At 44.0% G+C, this 17632-nt stretch carries 19 protein-coding genes; 7 read left to right on the top strand and 12 right to left on the bottom strand.

Annotation, left to right across the window (positions count from 1 at the left end):
- Positions 1 to 42 precede the first annotated feature (42 nt).
- Complete coding sequence (locus AC3WJJ_RS16805; RefSeq protein WP_492542450.1) at positions 43 to 1278, top strand: family 16 glycosylhydrolase; 1236 nt, start codon at positions 43 to 45, stop codon at positions 1276 to 1278.
- 82 nt (positions 1279 to 1360) lie between these two features.
- On the opposite strand, the gene AC3WJJ_RS16800 is transcribed toward AC3WJJ_RS16805, so the two are convergent.
- From AC3WJJ_RS16800 to AC3WJJ_RS16785, 4 genes are all read right to left on the bottom strand, one after another.
- Complete coding sequence (locus AC3WJJ_RS16800; RefSeq protein WP_492542448.1) at positions 1361 to 2467, bottom strand: ArnT family glycosyltransferase; 1107 nt, start codon at positions 2465 to 2467, stop codon at positions 1361 to 1363.
- 182 nt (positions 2468 to 2649) lie between these two features.
- Positions 2650 to 2880 (bottom strand): YczO family protein, encoded by a 231-nt coding sequence (locus AC3WJJ_RS16795; RefSeq protein ID WP_422659540.1) that lies wholly within the window; start codon positions 2878 to 2880, stop codon positions 2650 to 2652.
- A 73-nt stretch (positions 2881 to 2953) separates the two neighbouring features.
- Positions 2954 to 4807, bottom strand: a complete 1854-nt coding sequence (locus AC3WJJ_RS16790; protein ID WP_492542445.1) for a bifunctional diguanylate cyclase/phosphohydrolase — start codon at positions 4805 to 4807, stop codon at positions 2954 to 2956.
- 260 nt (positions 4808 to 5067) lie between these two features.
- Positions 5068 to 5670, bottom strand: a complete 603-nt coding sequence (locus AC3WJJ_RS16785) for a DUF5317 domain-containing protein (RefSeq protein ID WP_492542443.1) — start codon at positions 5668 to 5670, stop codon at positions 5068 to 5070.
- A gap of 488 nt (positions 5671 to 6158) precedes the next feature.
- Between AC3WJJ_RS16785 and copZ the strand changes: the two genes are divergently transcribed.
- Both copZ and nfsA read left to right on the top strand, forming a co-directional pair.
- The gene (gene copZ / locus AC3WJJ_RS16780; protein WP_492542441.1) at positions 6159 to 6359 is read left to right on the top strand and encodes a copper chaperone CopZ; all 201 of its coding nucleotides are present in this window, start codon (positions 6159 to 6161) and stop codon (positions 6357 to 6359) included.
- Positions 6360 to 6518: 159 nt separating this feature from the next.
- Positions 6519 to 7238 (top strand): oxygen-insensitive NADPH nitroreductase, encoded by a 720-nt coding sequence (gene nfsA / locus AC3WJJ_RS16775; RefSeq protein WP_492543069.1) that lies wholly within the window; start codon positions 6519 to 6521, stop codon positions 7236 to 7238.
- An 88-nt stretch (positions 7239 to 7326) separates the two neighbouring features.
- On the opposite strand, the gene AC3WJJ_RS16770 is transcribed toward nfsA, so the two are convergent.
- Positions 7327 to 7479, bottom strand: a complete 153-nt coding sequence (locus tag AC3WJJ_RS16770; RefSeq protein WP_492542439.1) for a hypothetical protein — start codon at positions 7477 to 7479, stop codon at positions 7327 to 7329.
- 237 nt (positions 7480 to 7716) lie between these two features.
- Between AC3WJJ_RS16770 and AC3WJJ_RS16765 the strand changes: the two genes are divergently transcribed.
- Positions 7717 to 8487 (top strand): exodeoxyribonuclease III, encoded by a 771-nt coding sequence (locus AC3WJJ_RS16765; RefSeq protein WP_492543067.1) that lies wholly within the window; start codon positions 7717 to 7719, stop codon positions 8485 to 8487.
- An 84-nt stretch (positions 8488 to 8571) separates the two neighbouring features.
- Here AC3WJJ_RS16765 and AC3WJJ_RS16760 read toward each other — a convergent pair whose 3' ends face one another.
- From AC3WJJ_RS16760 to AC3WJJ_RS16735, 6 genes are all read right to left on the bottom strand, one after another.
- Positions 8572 to 9384, bottom strand: a complete 813-nt coding sequence (locus tag AC3WJJ_RS16760; RefSeq protein ID WP_492542438.1) for a TatD family hydrolase — start codon at positions 9382 to 9384, stop codon at positions 8572 to 8574.
- Positions 9381 to 10211 carry an ABC transporter ATP-binding protein gene (locus AC3WJJ_RS16755; RefSeq protein WP_492542437.1) on the bottom strand — a complete coding sequence of 277 codons (831 nt, stop codon included), beginning with the start codon at positions 10209 to 10211 and terminating at the stop codon, positions 9381 to 9383. The genes AC3WJJ_RS16760 and AC3WJJ_RS16755 overlap by 4 nt, the downstream gene beginning before the upstream one ends.
- Positions 10212 to 10242: 31 nt before the next feature.
- On the bottom strand, positions 10243 to 11004 hold the full coding sequence (locus AC3WJJ_RS16750; protein ID WP_492542435.1) for an ABC transporter permease: 762 nt from the start codon (positions 11002 to 11004) through the stop codon (positions 10243 to 10245).
- Positions 11001 to 11294, bottom strand: a complete 294-nt coding sequence (locus tag AC3WJJ_RS16745; protein ID WP_422659549.1) for an MTH1187 family thiamine-binding protein — start codon at positions 11292 to 11294, stop codon at positions 11001 to 11003. The genes AC3WJJ_RS16750 and AC3WJJ_RS16745 overlap by 4 nt, the downstream gene beginning before the upstream one ends.
- Before the next feature lie 63 nt (positions 11295 to 11357).
- A complete protein-coding gene (locus tag AC3WJJ_RS16740; RefSeq protein ID WP_492542433.1) occupies positions 11358 to 12386 on the bottom strand; it encodes an ABC transporter substrate-binding protein in 1029 nt (342 codons plus the stop codon).
- A 367-nt stretch (positions 12387 to 12753) separates the two neighbouring features.
- Complete coding sequence (locus AC3WJJ_RS16735; protein ID WP_492542431.1) at positions 12754 to 13137, bottom strand: VOC family protein; 384 nt, start codon at positions 13135 to 13137, stop codon at positions 12754 to 12756.
- A gap of 217 nt (positions 13138 to 13354) precedes the next feature.
- Here AC3WJJ_RS16735 and AC3WJJ_RS16730 point away from each other — a divergent pair, with 217 nt between their 5' ends.
- From AC3WJJ_RS16730 to AC3WJJ_RS16720, 3 genes are all read left to right on the top strand, one after another.
- The gene (locus AC3WJJ_RS16730; RefSeq protein ID WP_492542429.1) at positions 13355 to 13771 is read left to right on the top strand and encodes a pyridoxamine 5'-phosphate oxidase family protein; all 417 of its coding nucleotides are present in this window, start codon (positions 13355 to 13357) and stop codon (positions 13769 to 13771) included.
- A gap of 237 nt (positions 13772 to 14008) precedes the next feature.
- A complete protein-coding gene (locus tag AC3WJJ_RS16725; protein ID WP_492542427.1) occupies positions 14009 to 15523 on the top strand; it encodes a diguanylate cyclase domain-containing protein in 1515 nt (504 codons plus the stop codon).
- Between the two features lie 80 nt (positions 15524 to 15603).
- Positions 15604 to 16653, top strand: a complete 1050-nt coding sequence (locus AC3WJJ_RS16720) for an EAL domain-containing protein (protein WP_492542425.1) — start codon at positions 15604 to 15606, stop codon at positions 16651 to 16653.
- Between the two features lie 93 nt (positions 16654 to 16746).
- On the opposite strand, the gene AC3WJJ_RS16715 is transcribed toward AC3WJJ_RS16720, so the two are convergent.
- Positions 16747 to 17532, bottom strand: coding sequence for an endonuclease/exonuclease/phosphatase family protein (locus AC3WJJ_RS16715; RefSeq protein WP_492542423.1), 786 nt, complete (start codon positions 17530 to 17532; stop codon positions 16747 to 16749).
- Positions 17533 to 17632 lie beyond the last annotated feature (100 nt).

Raw genomic sequence — 17632 nt, 5'->3', positions numbered from 1 at the left:
TCACGGGCTGACGTGAATATACGGAATAGGAGCGAGGAGATCATGACAGAGTGGATGCATAAGGAAGGCTGGACTCTCGTTTTTAACGAAGAATTTGAGGGTCCAGAGCTTGATCAGACCAAATTCTCACCGTATGGGTTGTCACACTGGAAGACGTTAGAGGAGGCAGAGGCCACATATCAATTCCGTAATAGCTGTATCGTTCTACAGCTGCCTGATGAGCATCAGCGTGTGTCGGCTATTGTTACAGGGATGCGAGATGGATTGCACCGGTACGGTGATGATTTAGGGCTTAACCATCATGATCGTGCCTTCATGAATTTGGTGACGAAGTATGGTTATTTTGAAGTGCGCGCGAAGGTAGCGAAAGGAAGTGGACTGAATTCAGCTTGGTGGATGATTGGGTTTGAGAATGAGAAGGAGCAGAATGCAGAAATTGATATTTTTGAAATGCTAGGAAAAGATACGCATCTACTGAATACGACACTCCATGCGTTACGGGATACGAAATTGAAATATGCGCATATCCCGTATCGTACGGATGTGGACTTATCTGAAGATTTTCACGTGTATGGCTTTGAATGGGATGAATCTGGCATGAAATTTTATCTGGATCATGAGTTATATTGGGAAATTGATCAGTCACCGGATTATCCGATGGTTACCTTGCTTCAGATTAATGATGGGGATGGGGGCTGGATTGGTGAACTGGATCGCTCCATTCCTTATCCGAAGGAGTTCCTCGTTGATTATTTAAGGGTGTATAAGCGTGAAGGTATGCCTATGGAGCTCATTCCGCTGGAGGGTACGGAAGGTAATCTCGCTCGCTATGCTCTTAGTGGTGTCGGTAATGACATTACATGGGGAGATCTGTATAACGCTCAATCGCATATTTGTTACATTAATGACGGTGATCCGAATACCGCATTAATAAGTAAGCCAGGGGAGGCATTGCCTCACTATATCTATTTGGATTGGATGCAGCCACATATATTCGATATGATAACTTTAACAACACGAGCTGGTTTGAATCAGGGACCAACACAGTGGGACATTGAAGTATCATTAGACGGTACGAACGATTGGTATAAAGTTGGAGAGTCAGGGCTAGTTGAATGGAGTAACCGTGAGGATGAGGCTGAAACATTCGAAGTTAAGCTGGATCAAGTCCATCAAGCCAAGTCCGTTCGCCTGGTTATTCGCGCATTTAATGGGGAAAAGGTGACAGGAGCATATCTCATTCAGGATATCGCCGTATATTTGGATAGCAAGAGGTAGCATTTCTCGTTAAAAGTAAACAGGCCGCTCAAGGGTTTATCCCCTTGAGCGGCCTGTTCGTTTAGGAGGCTTAACATATATATTACCGCTGCCGTGAAGAGCGATGTAAGCTCGATTTATGTGCATAGATCACAGCTTTATCAGCAATAAATGCAGTGAACATTAAGAGAAAGACTCCATAGGGAAAGCCAGTACCATCGAGACTTGGGACGAGCCAGTCAGCTGTGATGAAATACAGCAGTGTAAGTAGTACGGGCAGCTGTCGCTTTAGACGGTACTTCCATACAGACCACACGAGGCCACCGACACCTGTGTACAGTAGTGTTAGCCGTACTAAATCTAAAGCTGATTGGACTACACGCCGAGCTTCCTCCTGATCGAAACGGCCAGCATACTTCGTTGAAACTCCACCGAATATACTTCTGTATAGATGAATAATGGGATTACCTTCGATAAAGCGTGCCTCTAGCCAGAGCGGCGCAATATTCCACGGGCCAGGAAGATACATTAGCTTCTCGAACAGGGGGATACTGAGCCACCATGGTGACAAGACCAAAAGATATCCGAGTGTAATCAGCAGTGTTCCTCCAATAATGACTCTCCACGGACTACGGTATACTCGCCACAGGACGATAAAGAGAACGGGGTATAGTAGAGCCTGTAGATTGAAATAGGCCACAAAAGCTGTAAGAATACCAGCAGCGGTATACCATCCTGCTTGTTTGAACTCGAGTGCACCAATCACTGCACATACGAGCATGAGCATAAGGGTCTGCATCGTGGTATCCGGCAGGATCAACCGGACCACGCCATATGCTGGCCAGTAAAGGGCATAGATGGTACAGGCTAATAATGCCGTCGATGTATTAAACATATATCTACACAGAACAAATACCAGGTAGACAGAGAAAGCATGAAACAGGCATTGAATCAATCGATAGGCCGTGAGCGCATGTCCATCATCTCCGAACAGTTTGGTTAGTCCGGCTATCATGAGCGGTACGCCGGGCATGACTACAGAAGAAGCGCCCTCATGGTCTAGTTGACCAATCATGGAGGCACTCGTTAGATATTTTTGCTCCATTTCAATAATGGCGCCTTGAGGCCCGTTCTTTCCGCCTCCAATAATCAACAGACACGACATGAGGAAAACTCCAGCAATAATCGCAAGCAGCAGTTTTCGATTCATTCGACTCAGGGACCAAATGGAAAACAAATTGTCCACTCCACTCTATGTGTTATCTCTAAGTGCTTCCAATTCATCTCATTATTTATGAACCGGATTCTCCCTATATATTAAAGAAATCCAGATCATATAAAAAGACTCCGTTGTCAACGGAGTCTCATATCGGACATCCATAAGGTATGTCGTTAGAAACCGCTATGATATTTCGAATCCGTGGATGAGCGGTTTTTAGACGTCCCGTCCCGGCGTTTCTCTTCCTGCTTCTCTAAATTCAGATCTTCCATGGGGATGGGGTCGACATGCTTCTCGCTCTCAAATCGATCAAACAGACTTTCCTCTTCTGTAGGATACTGTTCAGGGTGATCTGTGTTTCCGGGTCCATTGTGTAGCGGAAGGTCCTTCTTTTTGTCGGCCATTAATCTCACCTCATTTTGATTGATACTTTATTTATACCTTTTTTTAGGAAGCATCAAACATCTTGAGATCAGCTTAAGACTCGAACCCAGCTGCAGGTTGCTGCTGTTCCCGAATACGCTGTTCCATATAACGGATGAAGATTTCTACAAGTTCGGGATCGAATTGGGTGCCTGAACATCTTCTAAGCTCAGCAATTCCTTCTTCGTAAGTTTTCGTATTCTGATAGGGTCTTTCCGTGGTCATTGCGTCAAACGAATCAATAACCGTGAGCATTCGGCACAGTTTCGGTATTTGAGTACCCTTGAAGCCATGTGGATAGCCACCACCGTCATACCGCTCATGATGAAGCTCAATATAGGGCACGAGTTCTTTGAATTTCTCATTCGTTTCGGCAATTCGTTTACCCCAACTTACATGACGTTTGACCGTTTCCCATTCATCTGGGGTAAGTTTATCTTTCTTATTTAAGATTCCCCAAGGTATTTCAAGCTTTCCGATGTCATGAATGAGCGCACCAAGCACAAAAGTTCTTCGCTCCGTGCTTTCTAACTGGAGCACTTCACTCATTTCTACCGCATAGCGGAATACACGTTTCGAATGCTTAAAGGTATCGACATCTTTATAGAGGAACAGCTTTAGCTGCTGCTCTATATCACGTACATCTTCTGCGAAATCGATTTCATATTCTTTTGACGAGCCACTTCCATAGATGTGCACGGTGTTCTTGCCTTGCTTCTTGGCATAATAGAGCGCTTGATCAGCGAGATCGACCATCTGTGCTTTATCATGGATGTCATCTCGATAGCTGGCAATTCCAGCTGAGAAAGACAGACAGCCAGCAGGGAAGATTTCAACGCCTTCAAAATAGCTATCGTTCAGTTTCTTACGGAGACGATTCATGAAATGCTGAGCCTTGTTCTCGTCGAAACCAGGCATAAGAATCGTAAATTCTTCTCCACCAAAACGAGAAGCGGTGACCTCAGCCGGTTCACATTCATTCTTCAGGAAGTCACCTAGAAACCCGAGTAGTAAGTCTCCTTTCAGGTGACCGAACTGATCGTTGTATTTCTTAAAGTCGTCGATATCGATCATAGCTAGTGAGAGAGCAGTTCCCGAAGTTTTTGATTTCTTCATTTCGGCATCGAGTAAGTTCTCGAAATAGCTGTGATTGAATAAGCCGGTTCGCTGATCTTTAATCGCTTTCTCCTGAATTTCGTTGTACATGGTAAACAGTTGCTTAAATGAGTAGGAGAGCATGGTGCTGAGACCTATAAATAAAGCTAGTCCAAAAATTCCGTTATACATGATTAAAATAGATAGAACCAAAGAAAGAATGAGCGTGCTGAGATAAACGAGTAAAGTATCTTTAAGAAAGCCATTAAGTATCTCGATGAGAGATCCTTTATATAATAAGTAGTAATAGAAACCAACTAGTCCTACATTGATCGCAAAATATACGGTTAGTGTAATGATGTAAGCTAAGATATTCTCATTTTCAATAGGTCCTTCATGGCCACCTAGAGTTTCAAAAATGAAAGCAGAGCCTGTGATCATCATGGAATAAATGGAGAAGTTTACAAGATGTTTCCACCAGGAAACTCGTCTTTCATATACTGCTGAGATAATAGAGCTGAGCAGTAGAATAGATAAAGTGAAAGAGGTACCATAGACAAACAGAGAAGCTAAATATACGGATGAATCCATAGATTGCTTATTGCCTTCAGGAGGTAGCTGAAACGTATAATATTCAAGTAATAAGCAAGCTCCGAGCATAGCATAAATCCATATCCAATCCATCATTGAATAATTAACAAAATCCCAATGATGGTTATACAAAAACACAGAGACGCCCACTAAGGTGATAAAAATAGCGAGTAGATGGCTCGATTTAAGCTTGCTAATATGAGAGAAACTGAGTTTTGACATAGACACTACTTCTCCTTGGCATACATTGATGATGTCTCCATATTTTATGATATAAACCTTGGCAATACAATGTGATAAATAAAAAAACAGGCTGATATCAGCCTGTCTTTTGCATTATTATCCAATCTTGTAACCGGAAGTCAAAGCAACTACGACCGAAGCTACGATAATAGCGTTAATAACAATACGGGAATACTTGATTTTATCTGTTTTTTTCATGTTTAATCCCCTCCTTTCGAGAAATCGTGAACTCGAATATATTATGAATTTTGAGGTTCACCAAGATTAGAGCGTTTAGCATCAGATGGATTTTTGCTAGGTGTCATTAAATGAACGATGTACAAGAAGATGCCAAAATTCATCACAATATCTCCAATGCTAATCGCTTGCGTTCTGGGATATGGAGGAGATAACGGAATGATATCACCTAGAAAAGGCAGTTTGGTTGAAGCATCCATCAAGAAGTGTTTTGAGATTACGGCACTGCTCTTGAGCATGTCCACATAATAGGGATCAAGCACAGATGCAGCTTGAAGTGAAACTGGCATTCGACCTCCATTTGCAGCCATGACTAAGAAGTTAAGGAATACTCCGAGTAGAACGAGGGTAAACCCTTTTTGATTACGGTTCATCCACAGAAAGATCATTCCGATAATATAGATGAGTATAAATGCATAATTACTTGCAGATGCAAGTGCCTGATTGTTATCTTGGAAACGGAAAATAGCGAATTGGATGATTAGTAGTAGTGGGAAGATAAGGCCGCCTTTTAGTTTAATCTGGCTGAACTTCAATAGCCCGTTACGGATACCACCTCGAAGAAATCCAACAATCAATCCTATGATAATACCGTCAAAAACCATTGAGTTTCCTTCTTTCGTGTAACTATGTTTGGTGTAATGGATCATATGTATAATTCTCACAAATTTAATTCATCGACTAAAAAGTAATCATTTGTGAAATAAGGAATTTTATTGGTCTATCTCGACATTTATAGATTATTATACCAGCGAAAAAAGCGAGATAACATCTTTTTTTATAAGATAAGAGATAAATATTTTTAAATATGTCTTAACATATCAAAAAATGGTTTGGGCACACTATATATAGTAGAAAAAAAACATATTGCGCCTAACAATGCAGCGAAGTGTGTTTATTAATCACTTTACATAGCCATGGGGGGTATAGTATAATGAGTGCAGTGATTAATGAAAGTAGCTACAGGGTACTAACCGTAGAAGAAGGAATTTCCCTTCATTTACGTAATGGATCACATCACTAAGGTTAAACTTAGTGAGTGGATGTAGATAACCCGGTGAAACATCGGTAAATGAGCTAAGGAGGAATTACGATGAAAGAAATTACACTGAACGTTGAAGGCATGTCATGCAACCATTGTGTTAACTCGGTAGAAGGCGCGCTGAAAGAAGCGGGTATGAGCGGCAAAGTAAATCTGGCGGCAAACACCGTGACGGTGGAATATGACGAAACTAAGGTAACTGTGGATCAGATTAAGGAAACAATCGAAGAACAAGGATACGATGTCGTATAATTGAATCATTCATATCGACACCCGTCAGGCTTATAAGAGTCTTACGGGTTTCTTGTTGTATAATGGATAAATGAAGGTGTAAGGGGAATAAGTATATAAACGAAACTAGGAGTGATGATCCAAGTGAATGAAAATAAGAATGAAACGATATCTTTACTTATGAATCATCGGTCGATTCGTAAATATACCAATCAGCAGGTTACAGAAGAACAACTAAATACGATTATTGAGGCAGGACAGATGGCTTCCACCTCAAGTAACGTTCAGGCATATAGTGTTATCGCCGTCAGTGACCCGAATCAGAAGCGGGCATTATCGGCTCTTGCGGGCAATCAGGCATATATTGAAGAATGCTCGGTGTTTCTCGTATGGTGCGCAGATTTATATCGTCTAACACAAGTAAGTAAGGTGCATATGGAAGAACAGCCATCTTATGTGGATTCGACTGAGAATTTCATCGTGGCAACCGTTGATGCCGCGCTGGCTGCGCAAAATGCAGCCATAGCTGCCGAATCGATGGGACTAGGAATTGTCTATATCGGAGGCGTACGTAATCAAATTGCTGAATTTGCAGAACAGCTGAAATTGCCGGATCTCGTGTATCCACTGTTCGGTATGTGTGTCGGATATCCTGATCAGGAGCCAGGTATTCGCCCACGTTTGCCACGAAGCGGCGTCCTACACAAGGGAACCTACAACGTAGAGCAGACGCTAGAGGCGGCTGCTAACTACGACAAGGTATATACTGAATACATGCGTGCACGAAGCGGCGATAAGCCAGCTGCAGCTTGGTCGCAATTTATGTCTAAACGTTTAGCAGAACCAGTTCGACTTCATATGAAGGATTTCTTGCAGGGCAAGGGATTTATGAAGCGTTAGAAGCATAGTTGAATGAGTAGGGATTGTTTCCTCATAACAACAGCACATCCAAATGGATGTGCTGTTATTCGTTACACGCTCTTCCGGGTTATTCCTCGTCTCTGCAATGCTCTTCAGCATTCTCGACGGCAGAAGTGAATTCCTCTTCGTTATGGGAGGCCAGCTTGTCTCCGTATTGATCAAGCCGATCTGGGCTGCTGGATGGTCCGTCGTTCTTCGGTTTGTTGTTTCTTCCTGTCATGTGTGGAACCTCCTTGGAATGCAAAATTATGTCCAGGCTTATCGTTTTAGCAGCAGTATTCCTGCCAACGGTTAGGTTGTTCCGGTGCTTGGCTTAATATTCATATACAGGAATGACCGATGCATGAGCGATTGTTTGCCTTGGGAAACGCGTGTTAATATAGTAGACTTGTAGGATCATAGAAGTAGGATCATAGAACATCGATTCATGGATATAGATTGGAATGGGGGGAAGACATTGAAGCTGGTATCTTGGAATGTTAACGGCTTACGAGCTTGTGTCACAAAAGGATTCATGGATTATTTTAAACAGGCAGATGCTGATATATTTTGTGTTCAAGAAACAAAGCTCCAAGAAGGGCAGATTGAACTGGATCTAGGCTCCGAATACCATCAGTATTGGAACTATGCGATCAAGAAGGGCTATTCCGGTACAGCTGTATTCACTAGAATCGCTCCACTGTCAGTTTGGTACGGGATTGAGGAGAACAGCGAGCCCGAGGGCCGGACAATCACCCTGGAATTTGAAGATTTTTATCTAGTGAATGTGTATACGCCGAATGCGAAGCGCGATCTTAGCCGACTGGATTATAGACTGGAGTGGGAGGAGCGGTTTCGCAATTATTTGCAAAAGCTGGACAAACTTAAACCTGTAGTGGTCACTGGGGACCTTAATGTCGCTCATGCTGAGATCGATTTGAAGAATCCAAAATCCAACATGGGCAACTCCGGTTTTACACTCGAAGAGCGTGGTAAGATGACAGACTTGCTGGCAGCCGGATTTATAGATACCTTCCGTCACTTGTATCCGGACCGCACAGACGTCTACAGTTGGTGGTCGTATATGGCAAAGGTGAGAGAGCGAAACATCGGGTGGCGTATCGATTATTTCCTCATGTCATCACGTCTGGAAGAGAAGCTCGTTGATGCGGCAATCGATTGCCATGTGATGGGTAGTGATCATTGCCCGATTTCGCTGACATTAAGAGATATTCCTATAGTGAACTAATTAAAAATAGACGTTCAAAAGCGCCCCTCTATAATCTGTAGGAGGGACGCTTTTTTTCTGTATAATGATTGCATTTCACTATAATTAATGCGTACTCAAACCATAAAATCTCCGAGCATTATCGTACAACATCTGCCGAGCCTTTCTCAGTTCTATCCCCTGAATATCAGCCCAAGCTGCCGCAACATCTGCTGTCATGCGGGGATGTGTGACTCGACCTTCAAAAGGACCTTCGAATGGCCAGGGCCCATCGGTTTCTGTCATGACCTGAGTTATCGGATACTTTTGTGCAAGAGCACGAATCTCGGGTTCATATAGAATATCCGGGGTAAAGGAGATGAAGTATCCTGCATTCGCCATTCGGCTGGTCGTTTCAGGTGAACCCTTGAACCAATGGAAGTGTGCGGACGTTACACCGTGCTTCTCCAATAAGTCACAGGCGATATCGGCGTCTTCGTAAACAGCATGTAATATGATTGGCTTGTGATGTTTTTTGGCGAACATAATAAACTGCTCTAGCAAATCCTCGTAAGGACGATTGTTCCACACTTCACCGGCACCTAACGCCTCAAGTCTAGAGTAGTAGGGGAGTCCGACCTCACCCACGGCAATCATGTCATTCAGATGGTCCTCCATGAAAGAGAACAGAGTCTGAATTTCATCTATAGATGGAGCAGGCTGTTCGGGATGGAAGCCGAACGCAGGCTGTACAAGTTCATGATATCGGCGAGCTAGCTCTAGGTTTCGATGGGAAGACTCCAAATTCATGGATACAGATATGACCGTCTCTAAACCGCTTTTTTGCAAATCCTTGAGTATAGTAAGCTGCTGATCTTCAGGATACGTATCCAGATGGACATGGGTATCGATTAAGGAAGAAAGGTCATCGTATGTCATTTCTTTAGTTCCTCCCGCATCATCACCGAAATCGCACCTTTCATCTCAAGAAAGGCTGGATCAGATAGAATTTCTTCACGCCTTGGCCTAGGAAAAGGAATGTCGATTTTTTGCAATACCTGTGCAGGACGGCTCGACAATACATACACCGTATCGGATAGAAGCAGTGCTTCCTCAATATGATGCGTAATCATCAGGACAGAGCGGCGGTTTTCTTCCCATATATCAAGAAGCCAGTGCTGCATATCGCTGCGTGTCAGTGCATCTAGCGCACTGAACGGCTCATCCAGACACATGACTTCATGCGGGCTCATCATCGCTCGAAGGAATGCAGTTCGTTGCTGCATCCCCCCAGATAGCGTATGGGGATAAGCTTGCTCGAACTCGGAAAGACCGGCCCGCTCAATCCAGCGCCGAGCCTCTTGGATCGCGTTCTCCTTATCCATACCCGCCAGCTCCCTAGGGAGAAGAACATTGTCTAGGACAGTTCGCCATGGGAAGAGGGCAGGCTGCTGAGGCATATAGGCAATGCGACCTTTTTGCCCCGTTACATCTGCGCCATTCATCCAGATGGTGCCGGCTTCAGGGGCAGTTAGTCCGCCAATAATATGAAATAACGTACTCTTTCCGCTGCCTGACGGTCCGATGATGGAGACGAATTGTCCAGGCTGAACAGCGAGTGAAAGACCGTCCAGCACCTGAATCTCCTGCTTGCGTTCACGGAAAGTTTTATAGATACTACGCGCTTCCAGAGCTGGAGGAGCGGACGATGAATTCAATTGGCCTTGATGATTTATAGGATGTTCAGGGTTCTGTACGGTTGTCATCCAGAACACCTCCCTTGTTGTAAATAGACTGTTATTTATCCTGCTGTGGACTCCAGCGAATCAGTCGTCTCTCCAGCAAAGTAATGAGTGCAACCATAAGTAAACTTAATAGGACAATAATAAAAATAGCGACAAATACTCGGTCTGTACGATAAGCGGATTTTTGCAGGAGCATGAAATAGCCGATGCCCTTTTCAGAGCCGATCCATTCTCCAATCACGGCACCCATGACAGAATACGTTGCTGCAATCCTTACACCGGAGAAGATGGAAGGGAGGGCGTGAGGAAGCTCCAGTTTACTGAAGGTTTGCCACTTGCTAGCTCCTGCCATCTGCATATAGTTGAGCATGGTCCGATCAGTCCTTGCTAGACCATCCATGGCAGCGACGGCGACGGGAAAGAAGCAGACAAGTGTAATGACAATGACTTTGGGCAGAATTCCAAATCCGAACCAGATCATTAGAAGAGGGGCCAGCGCAATGGTGGGCACATTTTGACTGATGACCAGAAGCGGGTAGAGAGCGGTTTTTAGCCATGGGATTAAATGTAGTGTCAGCGCAATGACAAGTCCTACCGTTGTTCCAATTACGAATCCGATCATCGTCAGCTGAAGTGTGGCGACCGTATGTCCAAGTAATCCTTCGGCACTGGCGACCGCTTCTTTCGCAATGTTCGAAGGTGGTGGCAGAATCCATTCTTCGATATGAAACCAGGATACAGCCAGCTGCCAGCCTATCAAAAAGAGAAGAACCGCCACAATGGGCGGCCATAGACGACTCCACCAGCTTGTCATGGACGGTATTTCTCAGTCAGCTTGTCCATGCTGATTCCAGTGGGGTATTGCGCTATTTTCACTTGGGATATCACACCTGGGCAGCCAGCTTTAAAGAGCGCCTCATGCATGTCATTCACTATCTTGAGCAGATCGGGCAATTCTCCTTCTAGTGTGGTCTCCAGTGCATTTACCTGATATTTGACGCCCGACTCCTGAATGACCCGGATGGCTTCATCGACATAAGGAATGGTGTCCCGGCCATCAGGTGTCTTCGGAATAACTTGAATACTGAGTAGTGTGCTTGCCATGATTGGTTTCATCCTTTCATATTTCAAGTCAAATGACTTCAGATTTCATAGATATCGCTTCGCTTACGGACGCTCTGGCAAAAACTCATTCGTAAACGCACTGTTCACCTCGAGTTCTTTATCTAGCAGTTTACGTTCAAACATCCAATCAGCATAGCCTTTCCAGACGCTTTCTTTCTGTTCTCCCCAGCGTGCAGCATCATCCTGATAACGTGGGCTCAGCCATTTCTGGCTTTCTAGCACCAGCTCTTTATCCAGTTCTGGCACAGCCTTGGAGAGAAGGGCCGCAGCTTCCTCAGGTTGCTTAATAGCGTAGTCATAACCTTTGGCTGTGGCCCGCATGAATGCTTTAACGAGTTCAGGGTCCTCTTTGATCATCTTCTCATTCGTGACGAGTACAGGTGTATAGTAATCCAGTGCTTCCGAGTAATCCTTAACATAGATCATATCAAGGTCGTCGCCACGAAGCTTAGCTTCAATCCCAGTCCATGCGTAGAAGATCCATGCAAAATCGATGTCTCGTTTCACGGCTGTGAAATAATCGGCATCGCCCATATTGATTATTTTTACCTTACTAACGTCTGCGTTATCCTGCTCCATAATGGACTTCATCACGGCTTCTTCAACAGGAGAACCCCATCCTCCGTAAGCTTTACCTTCAAAGTCAGCTGCTTTCTTAATATTGCGGTCCACTGGAGCTGCAAATCCGGATGTATTGTGCTGAATCACAGCAGCGATGGATACGAGTGGCACACCTTGCGTCCGAGCAAGAGTAACACCTTCCTGATAGCTGACACCAAAATCGGCTTTACCTGAAGCAACCAGGGCATCGCTGCCCCCAGCGCCAGGCTGTACAATCTTGACATCCAGGCCTTCCTCTTCATAATATCCAAGGTCTCTGGCTGCGAACAACCCAGTATGGTTCGTATTAGCTGACCAATCGAGCATCAGCTGAACCTCACGAAGTTCTTTGGGCTTATCCGTTCCTTTAGATTCCTCGTTGTTCGGTTTCTCCTGACTTCCGCATCCGGCGGTCATAAGTAGTACAGCACAGATCATGATCAAGGCCATCCATTTCCTATTTCTCACCATTTCTCTCTCCTTCTGAACAGTAGCTTCATGAAGTATAAAGGCAGCGGCCATCCTTACGTGACAGCAATACCTCATTCACCCTAATCGTATAAAAAAAACGTCCCGAATCTTCGGGACGTATGACGAGCGCAAAAAGTTGTTAGCGTATATAATACGCTTCATCCACATTCCTACGCTGGCATTACCCAGATCAGGTATAACGGTCAGTATCTTTAAGGGATACAATCTCAGCCGGCCAATTCCAGCACCCCGGTTCTATGAAGTTGTTCGATATAATTTAACCGAGCATTTTACATCATGCAACATGCTCAACTACGTGTATTATAGTCTTGGTTTGAAAATATGTCCAGAGAAGTAAGCGTAGCGATTAGCGCTGGAAGAACTCAATATTTTCCCCTTCAGGGCCATGGATAAAAAAGTAACGGTGTCCATTTGGCAGCGTAACAATTTCTTCATCTAGATATGGAAGATCTAACGCTTTAACCCTTTCATATTCTTCCTCAATATTGTCAGTGCTTATGGCAAAATGATGCACTGTCCCTTCGGCAGGAAGGGAGTTGCTGTATCCTTGTACAAGCTCAACCTCCGTTTCATCTTGGCCGTGGAAACCTAGAAAGGCTAGCTCAATGACACCATTCGTATGTGTCAATCGTCCTTTGAGTTCCAGACCGACAACTTCCGTATAAAAGGCAAGTGTCTTCTCCATATCCCGCACTACAATCCCTACATGATCCAGTCTTCTACGTGTCATTTACCAAGCACCCCTTATATATGAAAGTTAACAAAATTAACAGCATCATAGCATGTATTACTTAGCTGTCAAGTAGGGTTGGCATAGGGTTATTCTGAAGTACCTCTCCTGAGGGATACACGATGAGCCATTTCTTTTTTGCTCTGAAAAAGGTTCAGATTTGGTGAGGCGGGTACACTATGAATACAACCTATAGAACTAGAGAGGAGCAGGAGAAATGGATAAATCACAACTGGAGCAAAAAATCACAAAAGCACTGGATGCGAACAAATTCTGCACGTTTGCTACAATTGAAGGAGACAAGCCAAAAGCAAGATATATGGCTTTGTTTCATGAGGGTCTAAGTCTTCACTTGGCTACAGACCGCAAGACGCATAAAGTTGAGGAACTTGAGAATAATCCCCATGTATTCCTGCTTGCTGGATTTGAGGCTGGCGGAACGAAAGAGGTTCTCGAAATTCAAGGAATGGCATCCATCACCAAGAATGACGAACTTCGTCAAAAAGTATGGAACGATGACTTTAAGGAATGGCTTGAAGGTCCGGACGATCCGGATTATGTGGTGCTCGATATCGAACCATATCGAATTGAATATACTGCGCCAGGTCAGCAACGAGAAGTATGGGAGAAATAGAATTGGAGTAAACTTACGAAGATCCGGAATCTAACGTATCCGGATCTTTTTTTTGTATATTATAGTCAAATAAGGGGTAAGTTCTTCCATGGATAGGCTCATTTCTTCCACTTTCCCGTTCTCATCTTTACTTCATGATGGGTAGAAAGTATCATTGGATTTGATAGGGATTATAATCCAATAGACCTAAAATTTACATCATGTTATGACAAGCCAACCTTTTCAGGGGGAACGCTTATGAAATGGATTCAAGAGATTAGAACACCGCTTCAACTGGCTGTGTTATATCTATTTATTCAATGGATATTTATCATTTGTTTACCATCTGCTGTCACGATTCACACTCTATTTGTGATTATTGCTCCATTAATCGCTTCTTGCTATCTAGCACGAGTTGCCTCGAGGCACCAAGGTCCGCTAAGGGTGTTTTGGTTGCTAATTATGCTAGCTTTAATCTGTGAAGGTTTTGCTCAGTTCACATGGGCGCTACCGTTATGGATCCGTGGTGAAGGATATGGATTTAATGTTGCTGAGTTGTTGTGGATTTCAGAAGCAGTACTCTATACCGCTGGACTCGTGTATTTATTTCGACATGAACAAGGGGTGCTTAGAGGTCTACGATTCTTGTTCGATATTATGATTATATTCATCGTATTGATGTCAATAAGTTGGGAATACATATTGAAGCCATGGCTTTTGGATGACCGCTATACAGGTGATGGCTCGATGCTATGGATGGATCTAGCCTATCCCGTGTTTGGTATGATCCTGATATTTTTTACGATAGTTCTCTATTCTAATGCCAAGCAAGTTCGGCGTGAGGTTGCGGCGTTCCTCTGTCTAGGAGGAGGAGCTTTTGTGCTGGGGAACCTGATTTATCTAGTGAACGTTGATTTAATGGGACAAGCTTCGAGCACTTATCTGAATCTGTTCTGGACTTCAGCCGTGTTCCTTATCAGCTTCGCAGGTTCTCATTCCATACCAAGACTATGGACTGCCAGGCCATTTAAGGAGAGAATATCGGCAACGAGGGCTTTTTTTGTGAAATACCTGCTTCCTTACGTGGTGCTTGTAAGCTTGCTTATCTTAACCTTTGACCGATTCGGTGGATGGGGTGGATTGTTTACAGGTCTGTCGCTTAGTATCCTGCTTATCATCGTGCGACAAGTCCTTATTCAACTGGAGAATGATCGTCTGCTGGAGCGCCTGCACGACAGTCTAAGACACAGTGAGTATTTGGCGCATCATGATGACCTTACCGGCTTGTATAATCGCCGTTATTTCAATGCTCGACTAATTGAGGGAATCGCGGATGCGGATCGTCATGGGAATAAGCTAGGGCTGCTCTATATGGATCTGAATCAATTCAAATTGATTAACGACAGTTACGGACATCGTGCTGGTGACATGCTTATTCAGATGGTGGCCGAGAGACTAGGCTCACTGAACAGTGAGCGGCTAGTTTCCTCTCGTCTGGGTGGGGATGAATTCACTGTTATTGTTTATCCTCCGGTGGATGATAAAGAACTGATGGAGTTGGCCGATCGTATAAGTGACTTGCTTAGTAGACCATACAAGCTGGATGAGTATGAAATACATACGGGATCAAGCATTGGGCTTGCCATTTATCCCGATCATGCTGCAAATGATCAAGAACTTATTGGACGAGCGGATGCTGCGATGTATACTGCAAAAGAAAATGGATTAGGATGGCAGTTTTATACGGAATCTCTACAGTCACCTCACTCATAAAATTGTTAAAAAACTACAAAGGTTTGTGGTTCAAATGCCGATAAGTAGTATAGGGAGTGAGCTTGCTGAGGAGGACAAATATGTCGTGCTATAACTGCATCGCTATAGAACCAATTGAGGACAACGGAAAGATATTTATCCGACCGACAAGTCCTGAATTAAACTTGATATTTATTGAAAACGGATACGCTGTAGAGAAGATGGAAAATAGTTGCGCTATTCAATACAGAGATCGTGAGGCTATGCTCTCCTTGCTGAAGCTGTTACAAGGACTTCCCTTATTCATTCGAGAGAAGTTGAAGTTTTGTGTAAAGGGAGAAAATGAATCCGGTTATCAGCAACACTGGACTCCTCTTGACCAATTTGAAGAACGTATGAAGCGCTATGATGTGGTCAACATTATTCTGGAGAAACAATTCACAAGTTATATGCAGCCGATTGTGGACCACACAGAAACGATTGTAGCTTATGAGTTCTTGCTGAGGTCAAGGGAGTCGGGCGTTCCATTTCAGCCTAATATACTGTTTGAAACAGCACGTTCAACCGGTCTACACTCTTTTCTAGACCGTGCAGCAAGAATATCTGCGATTGAGACAAGTGCGGTATGGTTACCCAAGGGTGTGAAGCGATTCGTGAATTTTCTTCCCTCCTCGATATATAAACCAGAGTTCTGCCTCAGTCATACCTTCGAGACGATTGAACGGTTATCACTCGAACCTAAGGACTTTGTGTTCGAGGTTGTTGAAACAGAACGGGTTGATGATGTCAGGCATCTGCAGTCGATCTTCGATGTATACCGGCGTAACGGAATATCCGTAGCCTTGGATGATGTAGGAGCAGGGTATTCGACACTTGAACAGATGATTCGATTGAAGCCTGATTACGTTAAGATTGACCGAGGCCTCATTGATCATTGTGATGAGAGTTTAGAAATGCAGCAAAAGTTGACGAAAATAACAGATATCGCTCATAGCTTTGGCGCCAAAGTGTTGGCTGAGGGTATAGAGCGGTGGGAAGAATACGAATTCTGCCGAGGGATTGGTATGGAGCTGGCTCAAGGATATTTATTCGGAAAGCCTGCAGAAAGGCCACCAGTGGACCATGAGAATGAGGGCTGTATAACGATTTAGAAATGGCGAATGGTTGAGCATCAAATAGTAGAGCGTACCAAGGATTATCCTGGTACGCTCTATTTATTTTAGATGAAGGTTGCAAGGAGTGTGTTATGAGGAGGTTGTAAGTTTCAAATTGACCGAGACGGCATAGTGATCTGAAGGATAGGCCCCTTCAAGTTGATCACGGTAAACCTGAGTTTCGATCATTTGAATATCGGATGTTGTGAAGATATAGTCAATTGGCTCACCCTCGGTATCTCCTTTGAAATCATGGAAGGTACAGCCCACCGGCTCATGGAGAAGGGAGTATGCACTGTTCAAATGCTGTTCGAGGAGCTCAATTTCCGGTTGATCTGGAGAAGCATTTAAGTCACCCATTAGAATGACCGGAATTTGTTCTTTATCGCGTAGTTGTCTCATGTGATCCAGGATCAGCTTCGCACTTTGTTGTCTTGCAACAACTCCCATGTGATCAAAATGTGTGTTCATGACATAGAAGCGCTGACCTGCATTCTCTTTACTCTGAAAGAGCCCCCATGTGCATATACGAGGAAGTGAGCTGTCCCAGCTTATGCTTCCAGGTACTTCAGGTGATTCAGATAGCCAGAATTGTCCCTGTTCTATTAGAGTTACTGTGTCATGTCTGTAAAAGATTGCACAGAACTCATCGTAATCGCTTTCAACACCTGTACGACCAGCACCAAATCTTCGGTAGGCAGGCAAGGCCTCATCCAGATTTGTCAGCATCTCAATTGTTCCTTCCTGTGTACCAACTATATCAGGTGTGGCCTCTGCAATGACAGCTGCTGCAAGATGTTTACGATGAGGCCAGGCATTGCTTCCGTCGCTCGATACATTTACGCGCAAGTTGAATGTCATCGTGGTGATACTCATGTCTACTCATCCTATTCTTTTCTGTAATGGGTTCATCATCTACCTTTCAATGATATCATCACCCAAAAGATTGTACGACTGCAAGATTGGTGTACCGAGA

This window comes from Paenibacillus sp. FW507-14B1B, assembly GCF_058781425.1.
This window is presented reverse-complemented; position numbering and strand designations above follow the sequence as displayed.

Coding starts and splice junctions, on each gene's coding strand:
- copZ (WP_492542441.1), top strand. CDS start 6,159: ATGAAAGAAATTACACTGAACGTTGAAGGCATGTCATGCAACCATTGT.
- AC3WJJ_RS16735 (WP_492542431.1), bottom strand. CDS start 13,137: ATGACACGTAGAAGACTGGATCATGTAGGGATTGTAGTGCGGGATATG.
- AC3WJJ_RS16720 (WP_492542425.1), top strand. CDS start 15,604: ATGTCGTGCTATAACTGCATCGCTATAGAACCAATTGAGGACAACGGA.
- AC3WJJ_RS16750 (WP_492542435.1), bottom strand. CDS start 11,004: ATGACAAGCTGGTGGAGTCGTCTATGGCCGCCCATTGTGGCGGTTCTT.
- AC3WJJ_RS16755 (WP_492542437.1), bottom strand. CDS start 10,211: ATGACAACCGTACAGAACCCTGAACATCCTATAAATCATCAAGGCCAA.
- AC3WJJ_RS16740 (WP_492542433.1), bottom strand. CDS start 12,386: ATGGTGAGAAATAGGAAATGGATGGCCTTGATCATGATCTGTGCTGTA.
- AC3WJJ_RS16730 (WP_492542429.1), top strand. CDS start 13,355: ATGGATAAATCACAACTGGAGCAAAAAATCACAAAAGCACTGGATGCG.
- AC3WJJ_RS16795 (WP_422659540.1), bottom strand. CDS start 2,880: ATGGCCGACAAAAAGAAGGACCTTCCGCTACACAATGGACCCGGAAAC.
- AC3WJJ_RS16805 (WP_492542450.1), top strand. CDS start 43: ATGACAGAGTGGATGCATAAGGAAGGCTGGACTCTCGTTTTTAACGAA.
- AC3WJJ_RS16745 (WP_422659549.1), bottom strand. CDS start 11,294: ATGGCAAGCACACTACTCAGTATTCAAGTTATTCCGAAGACACCTGAT.
- AC3WJJ_RS16770 (WP_492542439.1), bottom strand. CDS start 7,479: ATGACAGGAAGAAACAACAAACCGAAGAACGACGGACCATCCAGCAGC.
- nfsA (WP_492543069.1), top strand. CDS start 6,519: ATGAATCATCGGTCGATTCGTAAATATACCAATCAGCAGGTTACAGAA.
- AC3WJJ_RS16785 (WP_492542443.1), bottom strand. CDS start 5,670: ATGGTTTTTGACGGTATTATCATAGGATTGATTGTTGGATTTCTTCGA.
- AC3WJJ_RS16760 (WP_492542438.1), bottom strand. CDS start 9,384: ATGACATACGATGACCTTTCTTCCTTAATCGATACCCATGTCCATCTG.
- AC3WJJ_RS16725 (WP_492542427.1), top strand. CDS start 14,009: ATGAAATGGATTCAAGAGATTAGAACACCGCTTCAACTGGCTGTGTTA.
- AC3WJJ_RS16800 (WP_492542448.1), bottom strand. CDS start 2,467: ATGAATCGAAAACTGCTGCTTGCGATTATTGCTGGAGTTTTCCTCATG.
- AC3WJJ_RS16715 (WP_492542423.1), bottom strand. CDS start 17,532: ATGAGTATCACCACGATGACATTCAACTTGCGCGTAAATGTATCGAGC.
- AC3WJJ_RS16790 (WP_492542445.1), bottom strand. CDS start 4,807: ATGTCAAAACTCAGTTTCTCTCATATTAGCAAGCTTAAATCGAGCCAT.